The sequence below is a fragment of the Pseudonocardia autotrophica genome (genome assembly GCF_003945385.1).
Lineage (GTDB): Bacteria > Actinomycetota > Actinomycetes > Mycobacteriales > Pseudonocardiaceae > Pseudonocardia > Pseudonocardia autotrophica.
Genome location: NZ_AP018920.1, coordinates 4,543,858 through 4,563,433, shown reverse-complemented (window position 1 = coordinate 4,563,433; position 19,576 = coordinate 4,543,858). Strand labels below are relative to the sequence as shown.

Genomic DNA, 19,576 nt, shown 5'->3' with positions numbered 1-19,576 from the left:
CACACCAAGCAACGTTCTGGACAAGGGAGCACCCTCTTGGTGCAAGCATCCCACGCGCTCGACCGGATCCAGGTCAGCGCCGACGACGAGTCGTTGATCAACGATGCCGGGCTGCTGCTGCCGGCCACGTTGGGGCAGCGACTCGGCCTGCCAGGCCTGCTCGACAGCCGGGTCACCGCCGGCGCGAACGCGGGGGACAAGTGCCTGAGCGTGATCCACTCGGCGTTGGCCGGTGGGGACTGCATCGACGACGTGAACGCGCTGCGTGCCGGCGCCACCGAGACAGTGCTCGGCCATCGAGCGGTCGCGGCGTCGACGGTGGGTACGTTCCTGCGGTCGATGAGCTGGGGACACGCCCGCCAACTCGACGCCGTCGCCCGAGCTGTCCTGGCCCGTGCCGCCGGGCTCGGGGCGGTCGAGACGACCCCACCCGACGACGCTGCGGTGGTGGTCGATATCGACGCGACCCTGGTCGAGACCTACGGCTTGGACAAGTCCGGGGCCCGGCAGGTGATGCGCACCGGTCGCCGCGGCTACCACCCGCTGCTCGCGGTGATGGCCGGGACCGGTGACGTGCTGCACGCCCGGCTGCGTCGGGGCCGCACCAACGACTCCAGCGGGGCCGGGTCGTTCCTGGCCGAAACGCTGTCCCGGGTCCGGGCCGCGGGCGCAGGCGGGCCGGTGGTGGTGCGCGCCGACACCGGGTTTTACCTCGCCGACGTGCTCACCGCATGTCGTCGTCACCGGGCGGGGTTCTCCGTCGGCGCCCGCATGATCGGCCGCATGCGCGCCACGATCGCCGCGATCGACGAGTCGCAGTGGACCCCGGTGCCCTACTTCGAGCCCGGCGCCGCGGTCACCGAACTCGGCTGGCGCGTGTTCGACCGCGACCACCGCCGCCGCGACGGGCTCCCCGGGCGACACCGCGGCGCCGGGGTCTGGGTCCGGCTGATCGTGCGCCGCACCCCGACCCCACCGGCGATCCGGGACCGCCGCGCCGCCGCCGGACAGCTGGAGCTGTTTCCCGGCTACGACTACCACCCGTTCATCACCGACCAGTCCGGCGACCCCGTCGAGCTCGACCGGTTCCACCGCGCCCACGCCGAGGTCGAACTGGCCATCCGCGACCTCAAACACGGCCTCGCGCTGAGTCACCTGCCCTCGAAACGGTTCGGCGCGAACCAGGCCTGGCTGGTCCTGCAGACCCTGGCCCACAACCTGGGCCGCTGGAGCGCCCGTCTGGCCGGGCTCGCCGCCACACCCCGCCAGACGATCAAGACCCTGCGCCGGCGCTACCTGCGCGTCGCCGCCCGGCTGAGCTCTCACGCCCGCCGCCACCAGCTACGACTACCCGCCCACTGGCCCTGGGTCCACGCCTTCATCGCAGGCCTACACCGACTTCGCGCCCTGCCAGGACCAGCCGGCTGACCTCCGTCACCGACCCTGACCAGCCACGACCCGAGGACCCGGAAACCCCCACTCCAGGCACCCTCATGCCCACACCCGGAATCGAAGATCAACAACTAGGCGAAGATCAATCCGAAGCAGAACCGGTGGATTCAGGCTCAGTCGCGGTCGCTGGCACCGTCGGGCACCGGTGCGGAGCCGGGCGGGCCGGCCGGGGCACCGGCAGCGGCTGCGGGGGCGTGCGTGACCCGGGTGCGGGCCGGGCGCCGGCCGGAACGCAGGCCGAGCGGATCCGGCCGCAGCAGCGAGACGGCGGCCAGCACACCGGCGGCGGCGCAGAGCAGGAGATAGGGCGGTGCGTAGAGCGCGGTCTCGCCGTCCGGGAAGTAGACGATCATCAGCCAGATCGAGCCGAAGACGACCCACTGCAATCCGCGGGCGCTCCATGCGGTCATCGCGAGGATGCAGAAGCCCCAGCTCAGGTACCACGGCAGCGTCGTCGGGGCGAGCACGGCGGCCAGCGCCAGCGCGATCGCGGCGTTGCGGATCGCGATCGTCCCGCCGTCACGGGCCAGCCACCAGAGCCCCACGATGAGCAGGCCCAGCACGCCGGCGCCGATCGCCCGGAAGACCTCGACGAACGCCTGCTGGTTGAGGCCGTCGACGAACATCCCGACAATGGCGTGCGTGACCTGGCCGGCACCGGTCGACCAGGACAGCCAGTTCACGATCATCGACGGCGCGCTGAGCGCCGGCAGCCAGCCCAGCCCGTAGCCGGTGGCCCAGGTGCAGGCGCCGAACACCGCGACGAACACCGCGACCGACGGGAACCCGGCCCGCAGCAGCCGGGACCAGAACGACCCGGTGAGCTTCGCGGCCCAGATCAGCACCAGGAACGGCAGGATCAGGCCGGCGGACGCCTTGACCGCCATCGCGAGTGAGGCGACGACGATCGCCCACACGAACCGGTCCCGCAACGCGAGCAGCGCGGCGAGCGGTAGCAGCCCGACGACCAGCAGATCGTTGTGCACCCCGCCGACCATGTGCACGACCATCACCGGGTTCGCGACCGCGATCCACAGTGCGACCGCCGGTCGCCCGCCGAGCCGCCGGGTCAGCGCCGGCAGCACCGCCACCAGCAGCACCAGGCCGCTGACCAGCATCAGCCGCATCGCGATGACGCCGAGCAGCACGTTCTGGCCGATCAGCAGCACGATGCCCTGCGCCAGCAGGATGAACAGCGGACCGTACGGGGCCGGAGTGTCCTGCCAGAAGAAGTGGACGTTGTCGGTGAAGATCCCGCCCATGGTGTCCGGGCCGAACCGGTACGGGTCGTACCCGGCCAGCGGCAGCGCGCCCTGGGCGAGATAGCTGTACGGGTCCCGGGTGAACAGCGGCGGGGTGACCAGCATCGGGATCATCCAGATACCGGCCGAGGTCAGCACCGCGCGCCCGCCGACCCGGTGGGCCAGGACGTCGCGGCCCAGCCGCACCCATGCCCACACCATCAGGACCAGGCCGGTGTAGACGACGATCCCGGCGATCATCGCCCCGTGGCCGTACCGCCAGAAGGACAGCGATGAGTTGCCGAGGATCGGATCGCGCACCGGGATCCCGCCGGCGCCCGGGGCGCCGAGGAACATCAGCACGGTGCCGGCGAGTCCGAGCAGCACGGTGGACCGTGGCGGAGCGCCCAACCGGGCGGCGAGGGCGGCCCAGCGGGACCGCGGGGACCCGTTGCGCGGGTCGCTCGGGTCACCGGCCGCGGTCACCGTCTCCGGTGCCGCAGGGCGGGGTATCGGGGGCGAGGGCTGGGCGGTCATCGTGGCCGGAATGATTCCACGTGTGGCTCAGCGGGCGACCCGCGACCCCGCACCCGGACCGACCCGCTCGGACGATTGCGGCCCGGTGATCCGTTCCGCCGCCAGCCGGCCGGAGATCAGTACCGGAGGGATCCCCACGCCGGGTGTGGTGCCGCAGCCGGCGAGCACGGCGTTGGACACGCCCCGCACCAGGTTCCGCGGCCGGAACGGCCCGGTCTGCGCGAGCGTGTGCGATGCGGAGAAGGGGGTCCCCGCGGCCATCCCGGCGGCGGCCCAGTCGTGCGGGGTCCACAGCCTGGTCCAGCTCGGGGTGACACCCGGGTCGGCCAGGCCGCGGTCGACGAGCACCCCGAACAGCTCCTCGGCGTAGGCCGGGCCGATCCGGTCCCAGTCGATGCCCGGTGCGACGACGGTGTTCGGGCACGGCGCGAGCACGCTCATCAGCTCCCGGCCGGCGGGCTGCAGCCCGGGATCGGTCAGGCCGGGCCGGGTGACGAGCAACGACGGATCGCTCATCAGTCGTCCGCGGTCGATGATCTCGCGGAACGTGCCCTCCCAGGACCCGCCGAACGAGATCGTGTGGTGGTGCTTCGCGACGCCGGGGGCCGGCGCGGGCATCCCGGCGTGCACGACGACCGCGCTGGGCGACCAGCGCAGCCCCAGCGGGCGGCGCGGCGCCCCGCCGAGCAGGTCGTAGGCGGCGGGCAGCTCCGGGGTGAGGACGACCGCGTCACAGGCGGTCTCGATCTCCTCGCCACCGTCGGCCGGTACCGACCGGACCGCCGTGACGCGGTCACCGGAGCGGACCAGCCGGGTCACCCGGTGGCCGTAGCGGATGTCGGCTCCGGCGTCGGACGCCGCACCGGCCAGTGCGCTGCCCATGGCGCGCATGCCTCCGCGCGGGAACCACACCCCGGCGATGGTGTCCATGTAGGCGATCACGCCGTAGGCCCCGAGCGCCCGCTGCGGGGCGACGCCGGCGTACAGCGCCTGGAAGGAGAAGATCCGGCGGAGCCGCTCGTCGGGCAGGAACCGCTCGATGCGCCGCCCGAGGCGGCCGAACCCGCCGAGTGCGACCAGCCGGGCCAGGTCCGGGCCGACCAGGGAGAACGGTGAGTCGAGATTGGCGTCGATGAAGGAGCCCATCTCGGCCCGGTACAGATCGGTCAGCCAGCGCCGCAGCCGCCGGTAGCCCTGTGCGGAGTCGGGCCCGCAGGTCTGGCGGATCTCGTGTTCCATCGCCGCGGCGTCGGTGTGCACCGCGATCGCCGATCCGTCGGCGAACTCGGCCCGGTACGCCGGGTCGAGCCGCACCAGGTCGAGCCGGTTCGCGGTCGTCTCGCCGACCGCGGCGAAGGCCGAGTCCAGCAGCTCCGGCATGGTCAGCACGGTCGGCCCGGTGTCGAGCCGGTATGCACCGTGCTCGTCGGTGACGTCGAGCCGGCCGGCCCGCCCGCCCGGGAACTCCTCCCGCTCCAGCAGCGTCACCCGGCGGCCGGCGCCGAGCAGATGCAGCGTGGTGGACAGCCCGGCCAGCCCGGCCCCGACGACGACCACGTGGTCGGTGCGGCCGGGCAGCGTCCGCACGCTGCTCACCAGGCCCGCCGGGTGGCCCGCTCGGCCAGCTCGAACAGCCGGGCCCTGGCGGGCTCCAGCACCGGCGCCGCGTCCAGCGCGTCCAGCGCGGATCCGGTCAGCGCGGCGATCCGCTGCTCGACGACCTGCACCGCGCCCAGCTCGGACAGCGCCGCCCGCACCCGGTCGAGTTCCTCGCCGGCGAGCCCCGGGTCGCCGAGCGCGCGGGTGATCACCTCGTGCGCGGCCCGGTCACCGCGCTGCTCGGCACGCTGCAGGGCGGCGGCGACGAGCAGGGTCCGCTTGCCCTCACGCAGGTCGTCGCCCGCGGGCTTGCCGGTCACCCGTGGGTCGCCGAACACGCCCAGCAGGTCGTCGCGCAGCTGGAACGCGACGCCGATGTCGGCGCCGTAGCGGCGGTAGGCCCCGAGCACCGGCGCCTCGGCGCCGGCGATCGCCGCGCCCAGGTGCAGCGGCCGCTCCACGGTGTACGCCGCGGTCTTGAACCGGTCGATCTTCAGGGCGGTCGCCTCCGCCGCGTCGCCCGAGGCCTGGGCCAGCACGTCGAGGTACTGCCCGGACAGCACCTCGGTGCGCATCGCCCGCCACGGCTCGCCGGCCCGCGCGTGCGCGCCCTCCGGCAGCGCCGCGGAGTGGAACATGTCGTCGGCCCATACCTGGGCCAGGTCGCCGACCAGGATCGCGACCGCGGCACCGAACCGGGCCGGTGGCCCCGACCACCCGTTCGACGCGTGCACGCGGGCGAACTCGACGTGCACCGTCGGCCGGCCCCGGCGGGTGGACGAAGCATCCATCAGGTCGTCGTGCACGAGCGCGCAGGCCTGCACGAGCTCCAGCGCGGCGATCGCGCTCAGGACGCCCTGGGCGTGCTCGTCCTGCGGGTCGCCGCCCGCGCCCCGCCAGCCCCACCAGGCGAAGGTGGGGCGCAGCCGCTTCCCGCCGCCGAGCACGAACCCGGCCAGCGCGTCGGCTGCCTGGGCCACGGCCGGATCGATGCCCAGCACATCCGTCCGGCGCCGGTCGAGGTAACCGGCCAGCACCCGCTCGACGTGCTGGGGCAGTGCGTCGTCGAGCGGGACGGGCCCGGCGGTCGTGATGTCGCCGGAGTCGAGCGGGGCGGAGGTGGGGGCAGCGGGATCGACCACGCCGTCAGGCTAACGGTGGCCACCGACACCCACCCGGCGACCGCAGGTGGGAGCGGTGCGGGGTGCCGCTCGGGCTGCCGGCGGTGCTTCGGGGGCCCACAATGCGAGGCTCGCACCGTAAGGTCGTCCGGGTGACGACGACCTCTGCATCCACGGTGACCGAACGGATCAGCGTCGACCGCCCCTTCTTCGCGGTGGAGTTCTTCCCGCCGAAGGACGACCAGGGCGAGGCGGACCTGTGGCGGGCGATCCGCAGACTCGAGGTCCTGGACCCGGCCTACGTGTCGGTGACCTACGGCGCGGGCGGCTCCAGCCGGGACCGCACCGTGCGCACCGTCGAGCGGATCGCGACCGACACGACGCTGTGCTCGATGGCGCACCTCACGGCGGTGTCGCACTCGGTGGACGAGCTGCGGCACGTGATCGGCTCGCTCGCGGCGGCCGGTGTCCGCAACATCATGGCGCTGCGCGGGGACCCGCCCGGGGACCCGCTGGGTGAGTGGATCAGCCACCCGGAGGGGCTGGAGTACGCCGACGAGCTCGTGTCGCTGATCAAGCGGTCCGGGCCGTTCTGTGTCGGTGTCGCGGCGTTCCCCTACGGGCACCCCCGCTCGGCCGACCTGGCGGCCGACACCGATCGCCTGGTCGGGAAGTTCCGGGCCGGCGCCGAGTTCGCGGTGACCCAGCTGTTCCTCGAGCCCGACGGCTTCCTGCGGCTGCGCGACCGGGTCGCCGCGGCCGGGTTCGAGCAGCCCATCCTTCCCGGGATCATGCCGTTGACCTCGGAGAAGACCTTCCACAAGGGGCCGGAGCTCTCCGGCTCGCCGCTGCCGGAGGCGCTCGTCGAGCGGCTCTCCCGGTACTCGGGGGACGCGAAGGCGTTCCGCGCGGCGGGGATGGAGGTGACCGGGGAGCTCTGCGAGCGGCTGATCGCCGAGGGCGTGTCCGGGATCCACTTCTACTCGCTGAACCGGTCGACGGCGACCACCGAGCTGATCGAGCGGCTCGGGCTCGCCGAGCAGCGCGGCACCGCCCGCGGTGGGCGGGTGCCCGCACAGCCGGCGACCGCCTGACCTGCCGGCGGCGGATCCGGTTCCGGGTCCGCCGCCGTCCCGGCACGAGCCGCCCGGCTCAGCGCCGGATCGCCGGGTTCCGGTCCCGCCTGGCGAGGAACACCACGGCACCGGCGGCGACCGCCACCAGGCCGGCCAGCAGCAGCGACCAGCCGACCACGGACGGCGCGTTCGGGTCGGTGGACACCACCGAGGCGTTCAGCTGGGAGACCTCGCCGGGTGCGAACGTCCAGGTGACCGTCCCGCCGTCGGCCTCGCCGTCGGTCTCCACGACCTCGCCGGGGAAGCTCATCGCGAGCCGGACGTCGGAGCGGTCCACCGGCATCGTCGTCAGGTCGGCCCGCCCGCGCACCGCGATCCGCTCACCCACCCGGCGCATCTCCAGGCCGGCCCTGGCCGCGGCCGTTCCGCCGAGCCCTGCGAGTTCGGAGACCTCGGGGAACGTCAGATCCTCGAACGACGCCTTCGAGCCGACGAACCCGTCCTCGTCGTAGGGGGCGAGGTCGACCCTGCCCTCCAGGGCCGGGGGCACCGTGACCTCCGGGCCGCTGCCGTCCGGGGTCGCGATGACGATGGTGCCGTCGACGGTGTCGTCGGGCTGGACGGCCAGCGCGACCTGGATCCGCGCACACCCGGTCAGGGCGAGCAGGGTGAGCACCGCGAGCAGCACCGCGGCCTTCGTGCGCCGCCGGCGCGGAACGGTGGAGCTGCGGGGGAGCGGCATGCCGGACATCGTGCCACCCGGGGGTGGCCGCCCCGGCGTCACTCCGGGTCGTGTCCCGGGTGAGTCGTCGCCGGACCGGACGGCGCGAGCGGAAGCTCCCGGCCCAGCACCGCGAACGGACGCGGATCGCCGGTGAACAGGTGCTCGCGCAGCACGTCCCGGAAGCCGGCGCGGCGGTACAGGCGCCAGGCCCGGCCGGGCGGCTCGGGGCCGTACTCCGGGGTGGAGAGCAGCATCCGGGACCGCGCGGCGTCGCGGGCCAGCGCCCGGAGCAGCGACTCCCCGATACCGGTGCCCTGAGCCCTGGGGTGCACATGCAGCTCGGTGAGCTCGAAGTAGTCGGTCAGCCAGTCCGGGCCGACCCCGTCGGGATCACCCCGGCGGGCCCGCAGACCGCGCCGGACCTCCTCGAACCACCACTGGCCGGGGCCGCCCCAGTAGCCGTAGCCGATCCCGCGCAGCCGGTTCCGCTCGTCCACCCAGCCGACGGAGCGCCAGCCCGGTCGGTACGAGTGCTCCAGCCACAGCGAGCGACGCTGCCGGGCGGTCGACCGTGGGTAGCCCATCGCGGTGACGTAGACGTCGATGGCGTCGGTCAGCCGATCGGCGAAGTCGCTGCGGCTGAGCCCGACCAGGCGGGGCCGCGCGGGTGCGGCGGTCACCGCGGGCCCCTCTCGCCGCGGCGGGCCGCGGGGCCGGCGTCCGCGGCGGGACGGGTGGAGGCACGCATGACCCCATCACATCACGCTCCGGACGCTCCCGCGGCCCGGGTGTACCCGACCGTGGCCGGACCGTCACCGCGGCCGGCCGGGCCACCCGCTCGTCGGACTTGACTGTCGATCGAACACGCGTTCTACTGGACATCGTCGAACGCGCGTTCGACCTCCGGGTGCCCGGTGCGGGATGGGGGAAGCATTCCGTCGCCGGGCGCCCGGGAACCGATGCCGGTGAGCGGGGGCCGAGGCCCGCTCGACCGGGAAGGGGCGTGGTGGGAGTGGGTGGCTTCTCGCGATTGTTCCGTGCGCGGCAGCCGGCGGCCGTCGATGTGCGCTGGCAGAACGGTGAACCGGTCGAGTTCCAGCGGCGCCCGTCGCGCCGCGGTGAGCGGTTCCTGGTCACCGGGGTGCGTGACCAGTGGGTCGAGGAGTCGCCGTGGCCGTTCCCGTCACCGATGCCGATCGGCGGTGACCGGTTGAGCTGCTGGCGGGTGCAGGCGCGGTCGGTGGAGGAGCCGCTCGAGCCGCCACGCGAGGTGGTCCTCCGGATGCGGGCCGGGCCGGGGGTATGGGACCTCGTACAGGTGAACGACTGACGGATGCGGGTGGGGACGGATGGAGGTACCGCGATGAGCACGACGATGGAACTGGACCTGTGGCTGCCGGCCGCGCGGGACGGCCGGGACCCGGAGCCGGAGGCCCGGGCGGAACACCCGGCCGGCTCCCCACCCGTCCCGGCGTCCCGTGTCTGCCGCACGGGTGGGCGCGACGCCGGTGCCTGTGTACCGAGGGGCGGTGTCCCGAGGGCCCGTGTCTCGGGGGGCCGTGGCGCGGCGGCGGCCGGTGGAGCGGGAGCGCCCCCGTCCCGGGATGCGCTCGCGCTGCTCCGGCAGGCCGCCGAGCAGCTGGCGGAGGCCCATCGCGAGCCGGATCCGATGCGCCGCTACCCGGCTGCCTACCTGGCGGCGCTGCGGGCCGGGGCGGCGGTGCTCGCGATGCGGGCCCGGCCGCGTCCGCGCCGGGGCGCACCGCGGGACGTGTGGCGGCTGCTGGCCGAGGTCGCGCCGGAGCTGGAGGAGTGGGCCTCGTACTTCGCGTCCTGCTCGCGGGTCCGGGCCGCGGCCGAGGCCGGGATCGAACGGCTGGTGGATCGGCGCGGCGCGGACGATCTGCTGCGCCAGGCCGAGCAGTTCGTCGAGCGCGTGCAGCTGCTGCTGCCGCGCTGAGCGAGGGTCAGGCCGATGCGGCGGGGCGGTCGCGGGAGCCGCTGCGCAGCACGCGCCCCAGGAGAGAGGTGAACACGGCGGAGATCTCGCGGGCCCCCGGGGTGTCCCAGGCCTGGATCGGGAGGCAGGCACCCTGCGCCTGCTGCACCGCGGACCGGTCCGGCAGCACGCTGTTGAACACCAGCGTGCCGAAGAGTTCGCGGAGCTCGGAGATGCGGAAGTCGTGCTCGGTGTTGCGCGGGCGGACCCGGTTCACCAGCACGCCGAGCGGCTGGAGCCGGTCGTTGGAGCGCTCGCGCTCGGTCTGCACCGCGTCGAAGGCCCGCTGCACGCCGGACACCGAGAACATCGTCGGGTCGGTCACCAGGATCGCGCGGTCCGCGGCGGACAGCGCACTGCGGGTCAGCTGTCCGAGTGAGGGCGGGCAGTCCACGATCACCAGCCGGTAGCGCTCCTCGACCAGACCGTGCGGCTCGTCGGCCGGGTCGGTGATCAGCTCACCGGCCAGCCGCTGGAGCGCCCGGTCCAGGCGGTGCAGCTGGGCGGGGCCCGGGTCCGGATGGTTGTGCCGCTCGGTCTGCTCCGCGCCGACCAGCACGTCGAGGCCCTCGCCCCAGGCCGAAGGGGCGATCGCCCGCTCGACGACGGCGCGCCGCGGCTCGTCGAGCACGTCGGCGACCGTGGCGGTGGTCGGCTCCGGGTCCAGCGCGGTCGTGGCGTTCGCCTGTGGATCGAGATCCACCACGAGGGTGGAGACGCCGTGCCGCTGCGCGGCGCCGGCCAGACCGAGTGCCACCGTGGTCTTACCGACGCCGCCCTTGAGACTCAGAGTGGCGACGACCTGCACCGGTTCAACGTACCGTGTCGTTCCGCGGTGGTGTGTCGCGGAGGGTGTCCGGCCGGGCCGGTGGCGGCCCCGGCGTATGCGCGGGTGGTGGCCGAGCCGGTGACCACTAGGCTGCGGGCGTGGGATCGCCGACACGGGAGCAGGCCGGAGCAGCGCGCGGTGCCGCCGTGTTCCGGGTGTTGGACAGGGAGATCGAGCGGGTTCGCCGGGAGACCGGCGCCGCGCCCCGGGTGCTGGACGTGGGCGGGGGGAGCGGGACCTGGGCGGTGCCGCTGGCCACCGCGGGCTGCGCCGTCACCGTCGTGGACACCAGCCCGAACGCGCTGGCCACGTTGGCCCGCCGGGCGCGCGAGGCGGGTGTCACCGACCGGATCAGCCCGGTGAACGGTGACGTGGACACGCTCGCCGACGTGGTGCCCGCCGACGGTGCCGATCTCGTGCTCGGGCACGGGTTGCTGGAGGTCGTCGACGACCCGGGCCGGGTGCTCACCGCGCTGGCGTCGGCGGCGGCGCCCGGTGGCGCCGTGTCCGTGCTGACGGTCGGCCGTTACGGCGCCTTCATCGGCCGGGTCGCCAGCGGCCGGCTCGCCGAGGCCCGGCAGCTGCTGATCGACCCGGACGGGCGGACCGGCCCGGAGGACCGGCTGCTCCGCCGGTTCGACGCGGGACTGCTGCGTGAGCTCACCGCGGACACCGGCCGGCTGGACGTCGAGGTGCTCCAGGGCGACGGCACCCTGGAGACGTGGTTGCCCGGCCCCGGCCAGGACGCCGAACCGGCCGGAAGGGACGAGCGTGACGAACTGGACGCGCTTGCGTCGGCGGTTCCCGCCCTGGGTGAGGTCGCTCCGCGGTTGCATCTGCTCGCTCGACGGTTCTGAATCCGGATTCTGCGGCTTCCCGGCGACAATCCGACGGCCCCGCCCGGCCAGCGGACGGTCGCCGACGGTGACCGTCCTCCCGTCGTCCACCTGCGGATCCGCGGCCGTCCGGGTGGCGTTGTCCCCACGAGGGTGACCGGCGACACGCCGCGCCACGCCGCCCGCTCGACGATCAGCGGTGCAGGTTGCCCGGTCCGGGTGGTCGCAGCACGATTCGCCTCGTACTCTTATGGCCAGACGCCCAGGTGGGGCGCCCGTCGTGCCGATCGGGGCCGGGAAGTCCGGGTCGGGGCGACCTACCGTCCGATTTCGTGTTCCGGAGGTGAAGGCATGCCGCTCTCCGAGCACGAGCAGCGCCTGCTCGAACAGATCGAACGGGCCCTCTACCAGGAGGACCCGAAGTTCGCCTCTTCTGTGAGCGGCACCCGGATGAGCAAGCCTGCTCGCCGGCGCCGGATCCAGGGGGCCGTCGTCTTCGTGCTGGGCCTCGTCCTGCTCGTGGCAGGGATTCCGTTCCAGGCGTTGTACCTGGGCGACATCCCGGTGCTCAGCGTTGTCGGATTCCTCGCCATGCTGGGTGGTGCGCTGCTCGCGGTGACCTCCATCGGCGCCAGGGGCAAGGACGCCGCCGCAGCCGAGGGAGGTGCCGAGTCGCCCAAGGATCCCAAGTCCGGTGGCGACAACGGCGGCTTCACCGGCCGGATGGAGGAGCGCTTCCGGCGTCGCTTCGAGCAGGAGTGACCCCACCGATACCCCACGACGGCGGGGCGGGACATCAGCACGATGTCCCGCCCCGCCGTCGTCGTGTGCTGGGTGATCGGCGCCTGGTGGTCGATCGGTGCCGCCGGCGGCACCGATCCACCACCGGCCGCTGATCATGGCGGGGGCCCGGCCGGCTCCGCCTGCTCGGCTGGTCCGCTGCTACGCCGCCCCGCTGTGGTCGTGTGGTGGGTGATCGGCGCCTGGTGGTGGTTCGGTGCCGCGGGTGGCACCGATCCACCACCGGCCGCTGATCACCGCCGACCCGGCCAGCCCGGCTGGCGCGGCCGGTCCGGCTGGCTCCCGCCCGCCCGGCTCAGTCCCGGGCGGCCGCCGGATCGGCCTGGTCGGCCTCGGCGGCACGGCCCCGCCCGGCCGACGGCACCACTGACGGCGGCAGCATCCGGGAACGCAGCGAGGCGCCGCCGGCGGCGATCGCCGTCCGGACCTCGTCGACCAGGCCGTCGAGGGTCTCCGGCCCGGGGAGCACCCCGCCGTACCAGCTCGCCTCCACCCGCTCGGCGAGCTCGGCGAGCGCCTCGGCCGGGCGCCCGCTCAGATCGTGCCGGTCGGTGATCCGGGCGGCGGCCGCGCGGACGGTGTCCTCGGGCGGCACCGGGACACCGTGGTCCCGGGACGCGGCCAGGATCTCCTCCCACGCGGCCGCGGCGGCACCCGTCCCACCGGCGCGGGCGATCCCGGCCCGGCGGGCGTACTGGCGCCGCCGCCACAGCCCGGGCGACAGCGCGAGCAGCACCAGCCCGGCCACCAGCGCCGCGACGACGATCAGTGGGCCCCACAGTGAACCGGTCCCGGCCGTCGTCCCCGGCTGTGCCTCGGCCGGCGGCGGGGGCTCGGGTGCGGCGTCCCCGCCGTCCGCCGGGGGAGCGGGAGCGGGTTCCGGCGCGGGCTGCTCCTGCGCCGGGGTGCCGCCGTCCTGCTCCTGCGCCTGCTGGACGTAGCCGGGCTCGATGGTCTGTCCGTCGGTCAGCGGTGTCGGGTCGAACGTCATCCAGCCGTAGCCGGGGAACCAGGCCTCGACCCAGGCGTGCGCGTTCTCGGTGGAGATCGTGCGGCCGTCCGCCCCGTCGGTGCCCGCGGTGAATCCGACCGCCACCCGGGCCGGTATGTCGACGGCCCGCAGCATCACCGCCATGGCCGAGGCGTACTGCTCGCAGTAGCCGGTCCGCCCGACGGTCAGGAAGTCGACCAGCGCGTCGTCGCCGGCGCCCGGCGCGGTCGCGAGGCTGTAGCTGAACAGCGAGTCCGGGCCGGTGAAGTGGTTCTCGATCGCCATCGCCCGGTCGAACGGGTTCGCCGCGGCCGCGCTGACGTCCCGCGCGATCTGCGCCACCCGCGGATCGACGCCGGTGGCATCGAGATAGGCGCTGTCGACGGTGACCGGCCCGGAGGCGGTGCGCAGCTGCTCGGCGGAGGGCTCGGGCAGGCGCATGGACTGCGACCACCCGTCCTCCTCGCGCGGGCGTTCGCTGTAGGCGATGCCGCCCTCCGCGTCGTAGGCCCAGCCGTCCGGGCCGACGTCGATCGCGGTCGGATCCCCGAACACCGGCAGCCAGTAGTCGCGGAACCCCAGGTTCTCCACCTGGACCGTCTGCTCGGTCGCCGGCCCCGTGGTGGACGGCGGGAGCGGACCGGTCAGCGGGATGCCGGGCCGTGGCCTGCCCGCGGTCCAGCCCTCCTGCGGCACGTAGGTCTGCAGGGTCAGCGCGCGCAGGTAGGAGGGGTTCTCCATGCCGCGGACCCGGAACAGCTCGCGCGGCTCGCTGCGGGTCAGCTGACCGCGCAGCGAGGTGAACGGGCTCAGCCCGATCGACCCGTCGGCGCCGCCACCGGCACCGGCGCCCCCGGCCGCGTCGAACCGGCCCGCGGTGCCGACGGCGGTCGTGGCGGTCCCGACCAGCAGCGCCCCGGCGACCGCGACGGCGACCACCGCCACGCCCGCCGGAGCCTGCCGCAGCCGGTCCGGCCGCAGGAGCAGCAGCACACCGAACCCGGCGGCCGCGGCGACCAGCGACCACCACGGCAACAGATCGGACTGCAGCGCGACCGGCACCGCGAACACCACGAGCAGCGGCACACCGGCCGCGGCGGGTGCGCCGATCGTCACCGCGAGCCCGAACACCGCGATCGTCAGCGCGCCGAACCCGAGCGTGACCAGCAGCAGGATCTCGGGCGTCGCGGCGACCGGTGGGATCCCGGCGTCGATCTGGGTGCCCGCGCCACCGAGCAGGGTGGCCAGCTCGTCGAGCGCCGCCGGGCCCGGCAGCACACCGAACACACCGCTGCCGGTGAACAGGCCGGTGCCGAGCAGCACCAGCGCGACCAGCTGACCCGGTGCGGCGAGCCACGGCCGGACCGCCAGCAGCAGCCCGCCGGTGGCGGCGGTCACCACGACCGCGAGTGCGGCGTACCCGAGCCAGCCGAGGCCTTCGACGACCGCGCCGGTGGCCGAACCGGCGAGCAGCACCGCGAGCCCGGACGCCGCGGGCCCCAGCAGGGCACTCCCCGGCGGTGGGGCGGGCGGGCTCCCCTGCGCGGGGGTGGCCGCCGTCGGCGGGATCGTCGTCGGGGCGCTCACCGGGGGCCTCCGGGCGCGGTCCGGGTCCCGCAGGCGTCGGCCCAGGCGCCCTGCACGCTCGTGCCACCGGGGACCACCGTGGCCTGCCAGCCGGCCCGGCGAAGGGCCGCCGCGGCGAGCGTGGCGGGCCGGCCGGGGGAGGTGCCCGACGACCAGTCGTCGACGTCGAGCAGGATCGCGTGCCCACCCCGCGGCCACGCCGCGATCAGGGCCGTCACGTCCTGCGGGGCGGTGGCGCCGAGCACGGCGAGCACGCCGTCCGGCTGCCCGGTGCCCGGATCGGGGGCACCACCCAGCGCGTCGGTCGCCGAGGGCCGGAGCACGGCCAGCGTCTCGAGTCGCTGCGGGACGGCGTCCTCCCCGGAGATCGGGTCCAGCGCGCCACCACCGTCGTCGAGCCGGGTGCCGGACTCGTCGACCAGGGTGACGGCCTCGCCCCGGCGCAGCAGATGCACGGTGACGCTCGCGGTGAACTCGACCGCCCACTCCAGGCTGGAGCGCGCGCCGTGCCCGCGGTGCGCGGCGTCCCGGCGGTCGAGCAGCAGGGTCACCCCGGTCGGGTCCGGCCGGTCGTCGAGCCTGACCATCAGCTCGTCCCGCCGGGCGCTGGACCGCCAGTGCACGCGGCGCAGCTCGTCGCCCTGCCGGTACGGCCGGATGAGGACGTCCGGGGTACCGGCTCCCGGCTTGCTGCCGCCCTCGGCGCCGCGGCCGGCCGCGGTGGAGCTCAGCGACGGACGCCCGGTGAGCGCGGTGACCCGGGGCAGCACCAGCCAGCGGTCGGCGGCGAGCACGTCGTGCCGGAACTCGGCGAGGCCGAGCGCGTCGGTGCCTCGGCCTCGCAGCGGGCCGATCCGGTAGGCGCCGCGGATCGCCGGGCGCAGCGGGTAGCCGACCCGGGCGCCACGGCGGCCGAGCCGGTGCACGGTGAAGCGCGGGGGATAGCGGTCCGACGGGCCGGCGGCGTCCGGGACGGTGTCGGCGATCCGGAGCGAGCCGAGCAGGGAGCCACCGGCGATCCGGAGCAGTGCGGTGCCCGACTCGCCGGCCTGGATCCGGGCCGGGTCCAGGGCTCGGGTGACCTGCAGGGTGCGCCGTGACCGCAGGGCGACCAGCAGCGCGAGCAACGGCAGCAGCACCACGAACGCCCCGACCCGCACCAGGTCGCGCTCGTCCAGCACGACCGCGCAGACGATCATCGCCAGGCCACCGGCGAGCAGGCTGCGCCCGCGCACGGTCAGCCCGGCCGGTCGTTCCTTCCGGACGGTGCCGGGGACGTCGGCGAGCGGCCCGGGGGCCGGGTCCGGCCGGTCGCCGGGCGGCGCGTCCCGGGCGGCGGGCACGGCGGCCGCTCCCACCGGCGGACGGGCGGGAGCGCGACCGCCGGCGGGCCGGGCCGTCGGCGGGCCGGGGGACACCGACACGTCAGCTCCGCGGCGGGGACGGAACCGCGACCCGTCCCAGGGCGCCGCGCACCAGGTCGGCGGTCGACCGGCGGGCGGCGACCCCCTCCGGGCCGAGGATCAGCCGGTGCGCCAGCACCGGCACGGCGACGGCCTGGACGTCGTCCGGGATGACGTAGCCGCGCCCGGAGGTGGCCGCCCAGGCGCGGGCCGCGCGCAGCAGGTGCAGCGTCGCGCGGGGGGAGGCACCCAGCCGGACCTCGGGCAGCCGCCGGGTCGCGCCGACGATCTCCACGCAGTACCGGCGCACCTCGGCCGCGGTGTGCAGGGCACGGGTGGCGGCGGTCATCGAGCGCAGCGTGCGCAGATCGGTGACCGGCCGCATCCGCTCCAGCGGCTCGTCGGTGCCGTGCTCGTCGAGCATGGCGAGCTCGGCCGCCGGGTCCGGGTAGCCCACGCTGATCCGGATCGTGAACCGGTCGCGCTGGGCCTCGGGCAGCGGGTAGGTGCCGTCCATCTCGACCGGGTTCTGGGTGGCGACGACCATGAACGGGTCGCCGAGCGGGTAGGTGCCGCCGTCGGCGGTCACCTGCTGCTCGGCCATGCACTCCAGCAGCGCGGACTGGGTCTTCGGGGACGCCCGGTTGATCTCGTCGGCGATCACCACGTTCGCGAAGACCGGCCCGGGCCGGAACTCGAACTCGGAGGTCTGCCGGTTGTAGATCGAGGTGCCGGTGATGTCGCCGGGGAGCAGGTCCGGGGTGAACTGGATGCGGCTCACGGCGCCGTCGACGGACCGCGCGAGTGCCTTCGCCAGCGAGGTCTTGCCGACGCCGGGCACGTCCTCGACGAGCAGGTGCCCGTCCGCGAGCATGGCGACCAGCGCGAGCCGGATCGCCTCCGGCTTGCCGACGATCACCCGGCCGACGGCTCCCGCGATCCGGCCGGCGACCTCGGCGACCGCGCCGACGTCGAGCTGGTCCGAGCCGTACCCGGGGGCGGCGCCGGTGGGATCCGGGCGGCGGCCCGGTGACCCGGGCTGCGGGGACGGCACTGACGGCGCAGAGGGTGCGCTCGAGGACAACGGGCCTCCTCATGGGATGACGGGGCACCGCCAGTCTGTCAAACGTCGCCCGATCGTGATCGGCCGCCGCCGTCCGGACGCCGGTGTGCGGCCGGACGGCCGCATCCGGCCCGGCCCACCGGCGTCCCCACCGGGCTCCCCACCGCTCCCCACCGAAGCCCCCACCCGCTCCCACCGGGCTCCCCACCGCTCCCCACCGACGACGCCCTCCGGGGCCGGGAAAGCCACTCCGACCAGCGACGACGCAGGTGGGGGAGCAGAACGGGCGATGTCGCCGCCGAGGCCCGGATTCGGCCCGTGGGCGTCGCGCTACCGGGTGGCTCCCCACCACCCACCACCGCCTCTCACCTGCGGAAACGTTCGATGAACAACAGATGCGGGGACTGTCTCGGGTTGACGGTGGGTCGTTGTGGGGTAGTGTGGAGATCGCTGGGGCGAACAGGTGCTCCAGGTGGAGGTGGGGTCGGTGTTCCTCGGCACCTACACCCCGAAGCTGGACGACAAAGGGCGGCTCACGCTGCCCGCGAAATTCCGCGACGAGTTGCGAGGCGGCTGCATGATCACGAAAGGGCAGGACCACTGCCTCTACGTGTTCACCCGTGACGCCTTCACCGAGATGGCGCGCAAGATCGCCGCGGCTCCGCTGACCAACGAGTCGGCACGGGTCTTCCAGCGGAACCTCTTCTCGGGCACCGACGAGCAGAACCCCGACGGCCAGGGCCGGATCGCGATCACGTCCGAGCTGCGCCGGTACGCCGGACTGACCAAGGACTGCGTGGTGATCGGCGCGTTCACCCGTGCCGAGATCTGGGACGCGCAGGCCTGGCAGGAGTACCAGGACCAGCACGAGGACGAGTTCGCGAAGGCGCAGGAGGAGGTTCTGCCCGGGCTGTTCTGACCCCCGCTGGCGGGCGGGTCGAGGAACGGCGTCGCAAGCAACACGACGGACGGCATCACCGTCGCCGTCCCGACCCGGGTGCCGTGATCGGCGGCCCTGGCACACCTTCCCCGGTGCCAGGTCCTCACCGGCACGGCCCCCGGGTGGGGACGGCGCCGGCGCCCACCCCGACTGGGGAGTTCGGGTGGCGGGATGACGACCGTTGTCCACAGGCGCATCGCAGGCCGGTTGTGGGAACCGGTGTGAGCGGTGCACCCAAGGACTGGTCCGACCGGTTCCGGCCCGAACGGGCCGGGACCGGCACCGGCAGACCGGACGGCCACGGGGGACGGACGGCACGCACGACTCGGGGGTGGGACGTGGCAGATACTCCCGACGGCGACCGCAACGCCCGCGGCGACCGGGACGACCGGATGGCGGCCGGTGACCGGCACGTGCCGGTACTGCTCGACCGTGTCAGCGAGCTCCTCGGACCGGCGCTGGACGCGCCCGGCGCGGTGCACGTGGACGCCACCCTCGGCATGGGCGGCCACGCCGCCGCGCTGCTCGCCGCGTACCCGCAGCTCACCCTGGTCGGGCTCGACCGGGACCCGCAGGCCCTGGAGATCGCGGGCCGGCGACTGACCGCCTACTCCGACCGGTTCCATCCGGTGCACGCCGTCTACGACCGGATCGGCGACGTGCTCGCCGACCTCGGGACCGACGGTGTCGTCGGCGATGGTGGTGTGCAGGGCATCCTGTTCGATCTCGGTGTCTCATCGCTGCAGCTCGACGAGACCGCCCGCGGTTTCTCCTACTCCCGCGACGCCGATCTCGACATGCGGATGGATCCGACGACCGGGCCGACCGCCGCCGACATCCTCAATTCCTACTCCGCGCCCGAGCTGCGCCGGATCCTGCGCGAGTACGGCGAGGAGCGGTTCGCCGGGCCGATCGCGAACGCGATCGTCCGCAACCGCGCGAGCACGCCGTTCACCCGCAGCGCACAGCTCGTCGAACTGCTCTACGGGGTCGTCCCGGCCGCGTCCCGCAGGACCGGCGGGCACCCGGCGAAGCGAACCTTCCAGGCGTTGCGGATCGAGGTCAACGCCGAACTGGAGGCACTGCGCGACGCGCTCCCGGCGGCCCTCGACGCGCTCGCGCCGGGTGGCCGGATCGTCGTCCTGTCCTACCACTCGCTGGAGGACCGGATGACCAAGCGGGCACTCGCCGAGCGCACCCGATCGCGCACCCCGCTCGACCTGCCGGTCGAGCTGCCGGGGCACGAGCCGGAGTTCCGGCTGCTGACCCGCGGCTCCGAGACGGCGACCGACGCCGAGACCGAGCGCAACCCGAGGGCCGCCCCGGTGCGGCTGCGGGCGGCGGAACGGGTGGCCTCATGACCACCGGCAGGACCGG

17 protein-coding genes are annotated in these 19,576 nt (G+C 74.7%); 8 read left to right on the top strand and 9 right to left on the bottom strand.

Annotation, left to right across the window (positions count from 1 at the left end):
- Window positions 1–39 precede the first annotated feature (39 nt).
- Entirely contained in the window at window positions 40–1,428 is a 1,389-nt protein-coding gene (locus Pdca_RS21320; protein ID WP_125911460.1) for an IS1380 family transposase, read from the top strand.
- A gap of 137 nt (window positions 1,429–1,565) precedes the next feature.
- Here the strand turns inward: Pdca_RS21320 and mptB are convergent, their stop codons facing one another.
- From mptB to Pdca_RS21305, 3 genes are read right to left on the bottom strand one after another with little or no spacing between them, the layout of a single operon-like run.
- Window positions 1,566–3,230, bottom strand: a complete 1,665-nt coding sequence (gene mptB, locus Pdca_RS21315) for a polyprenol phosphomannose-dependent alpha 1,6 mannosyltransferase MptB (RefSeq protein WP_232021100.1) — start codon at window positions 3,228–3,230, stop codon at window positions 1,566–1,568.
- A gap of 27 nt (window positions 3,231–3,257) precedes the next feature.
- A complete protein-coding gene (gene crtI, locus Pdca_RS21310) occupies window positions 3,258–4,817 on the bottom strand; it encodes a phytoene desaturase family protein (protein WP_085915008.1) in 1,560 nt (519 codons plus the stop codon).
- 5 nt (window positions 4,818–4,822) lie between these two features.
- Window positions 4,823–5,923: a polyprenyl synthetase family protein gene (locus tag Pdca_RS21305; protein WP_166665970.1), complete on the bottom strand. Its 1,101-nt coding sequence runs from the start codon at window positions 5,921–5,923 to the stop codon at window positions 4,823–4,825.
- A 179-nt stretch (window positions 5,924–6,102) separates the two neighbouring features.
- Between Pdca_RS21305 and Pdca_RS21300 the strand changes: the two genes are divergently transcribed.
- On the top strand, window positions 6,103–7,044 hold the full coding sequence (locus Pdca_RS21300; protein WP_373865470.1) for a methylenetetrahydrofolate reductase: 942 nt from the start codon (window positions 6,103–6,105) through the stop codon (window positions 7,042–7,044).
- A gap of 58 nt (window positions 7,045–7,102) precedes the next feature.
- On the opposite strand, the gene Pdca_RS21295 is transcribed toward Pdca_RS21300, so the two are convergent.
- Both Pdca_RS21295 and Pdca_RS21290 read right to left on the bottom strand, forming a co-directional pair.
- Window positions 7,103–7,768 (bottom strand): LppM family (lipo)protein, encoded by a 666-nt coding sequence (locus Pdca_RS21295; protein ID WP_085914977.1) that lies wholly within the window; start codon window positions 7,766–7,768, stop codon window positions 7,103–7,105.
- 38 nt (window positions 7,769–7,806) lie between these two features.
- Window positions 7,807–8,430: a GNAT family N-acetyltransferase gene (locus Pdca_RS21290; RefSeq protein ID WP_085914978.1), complete on the bottom strand. Its 624-nt coding sequence runs from the start codon at window positions 8,428–8,430 to the stop codon at window positions 7,807–7,809.
- Window positions 8,431–8,753: 323 nt separating this feature from the next.
- On the opposite strand from Pdca_RS21290, the gene Pdca_RS21285 reads away from it, so the two are divergent.
- Both Pdca_RS21285 and Pdca_RS21280 read left to right on the top strand, forming a co-directional pair.
- Complete coding sequence (locus tag Pdca_RS21285; protein WP_232021099.1) at window positions 8,754–9,080, top strand: hypothetical protein; 327 nt, start codon at window positions 8,754–8,756, stop codon at window positions 9,078–9,080.
- Window positions 9,081–9,113: 33 nt separating this feature from the next.
- Window positions 9,114–9,710 (top strand): SAV_6107 family HEPN domain-containing protein, encoded by a 597-nt coding sequence (locus tag Pdca_RS21280; RefSeq protein ID WP_085914980.1) that lies wholly within the window; start codon window positions 9,114–9,116, stop codon window positions 9,708–9,710.
- Between the two features lie 7 nt (window positions 9,711–9,717).
- Here the strand turns inward: Pdca_RS21280 and Pdca_RS21275 are convergent, their stop codons facing one another.
- A complete protein-coding gene (locus Pdca_RS21275) occupies window positions 9,718–10,557 on the bottom strand; it encodes a ParA family protein (protein ID WP_085914981.1) in 840 nt (279 codons plus the stop codon).
- A gap of 119 nt (window positions 10,558–10,676) precedes the next feature.
- Between Pdca_RS21275 and Pdca_RS21270 the strand changes: the two genes are divergently transcribed.
- Together Pdca_RS21270 and Pdca_RS21265 are read left to right on the top strand one after the other, a co-directional pair.
- On the top strand, window positions 10,677–11,435 hold the full coding sequence (locus Pdca_RS21270; RefSeq protein ID WP_232021098.1) for a class I SAM-dependent methyltransferase: 759 nt from the start codon (window positions 10,677–10,679) through the stop codon (window positions 11,433–11,435).
- Between the two features lie 330 nt (window positions 11,436–11,765).
- On the top strand, window positions 11,766–12,176 hold the full coding sequence (locus Pdca_RS21265) for a DUF3040 domain-containing protein (RefSeq protein ID WP_085914982.1): 411 nt from the start codon (window positions 11,766–11,768) through the stop codon (window positions 12,174–12,176).
- 334 nt (window positions 12,177–12,510) lie between these two features.
- Here Pdca_RS21265 and Pdca_RS21260 read toward each other — a convergent pair whose 3' ends face one another.
- The 3 genes from Pdca_RS21260 to Pdca_RS21250 are packed head-to-tail and all read right to left on the bottom strand — an operon-like array spanning window position 12,511 to window position 17,280.
- Window positions 12,511–14,793, bottom strand: a complete 2,283-nt coding sequence (locus Pdca_RS21260; protein WP_085914983.1) for a transglutaminase TgpA family protein — start codon at window positions 14,791–14,793, stop codon at window positions 12,511–12,513.
- The gene (locus Pdca_RS21255; RefSeq protein WP_085914984.1) at window positions 14,790–16,217 is read right to left on the bottom strand and encodes a DUF58 domain-containing protein; all 1,428 of its coding nucleotides are present in this window, start codon (window positions 16,215–16,217) and stop codon (window positions 14,790–14,792) included. Before Pdca_RS21255 ends, Pdca_RS21260 begins: the two co-directional genes overlap by 4 nt.
- Before the next feature lies 1 nt (window position 16,218).
- Window positions 16,219–17,280 (bottom strand): AAA family ATPase, encoded by a 1,062-nt coding sequence (locus Pdca_RS21250; RefSeq protein ID WP_232021097.1) that lies wholly within the window; start codon window positions 17,278–17,280, stop codon window positions 16,219–16,221.
- Between the two features lie 466 nt (window positions 17,281–17,746).
- Between Pdca_RS21250 and mraZ the strand changes: the two genes are divergently transcribed.
- Together mraZ and rsmH are read left to right on the top strand one after the other, a co-directional pair.
- On the top strand, window positions 17,747–18,178 hold the full coding sequence (mraZ, locus tag Pdca_RS21245) for a division/cell wall cluster transcriptional repressor MraZ (RefSeq protein ID WP_085915011.1): 432 nt from the start codon (window positions 17,747–17,749) through the stop codon (window positions 18,176–18,178).
- A 413-nt stretch (window positions 18,179–18,591) separates the two neighbouring features.
- The gene (gene rsmH, locus Pdca_RS21240; RefSeq protein ID WP_085915012.1) at window positions 18,592–19,560 is read left to right on the top strand and encodes a 16S rRNA (cytosine(1402)-N(4))-methyltransferase RsmH; all 969 of its coding nucleotides are present in this window, start codon (window positions 18,592–18,594) and stop codon (window positions 19,558–19,560) included.
- The last annotated feature ends 16 nt before the right edge of the window (window positions 19,561–19,576 follow it).

Bases quoted from the DNA above. Each gene is read 5' to 3' on its own strand.
- rsmH (WP_085915012.1), top strand. From the start codon at position 18,592: ATGGCGGCCGGTGACCGGCACGTGCCGGTACTGCTCGACCGTGTCAGC.
- Pdca_RS21280 (WP_085914980.1), top strand. From the start codon at position 9,114: ATGAGCACGACGATGGAACTGGACCTGTGGCTGCCGGCCGCGCGGGAC.
- mptB (WP_232021100.1), bottom strand. From the start codon at position 3,230: ATGACCGCCCAGCCCTCGCCCCCGATACCCCGCCCTGCGGCACCGGAG.
- Pdca_RS21265 (WP_085914982.1), top strand. From the start codon at position 11,766: ATGCCGCTCTCCGAGCACGAGCAGCGCCTGCTCGAACAGATCGAACGG.
- Pdca_RS21295 (WP_085914977.1), bottom strand. From the start codon at position 7,768: ATGCCGCTCCCCCGCAGCTCCACCGTTCCGCGCCGGCGGCGCACGAAG.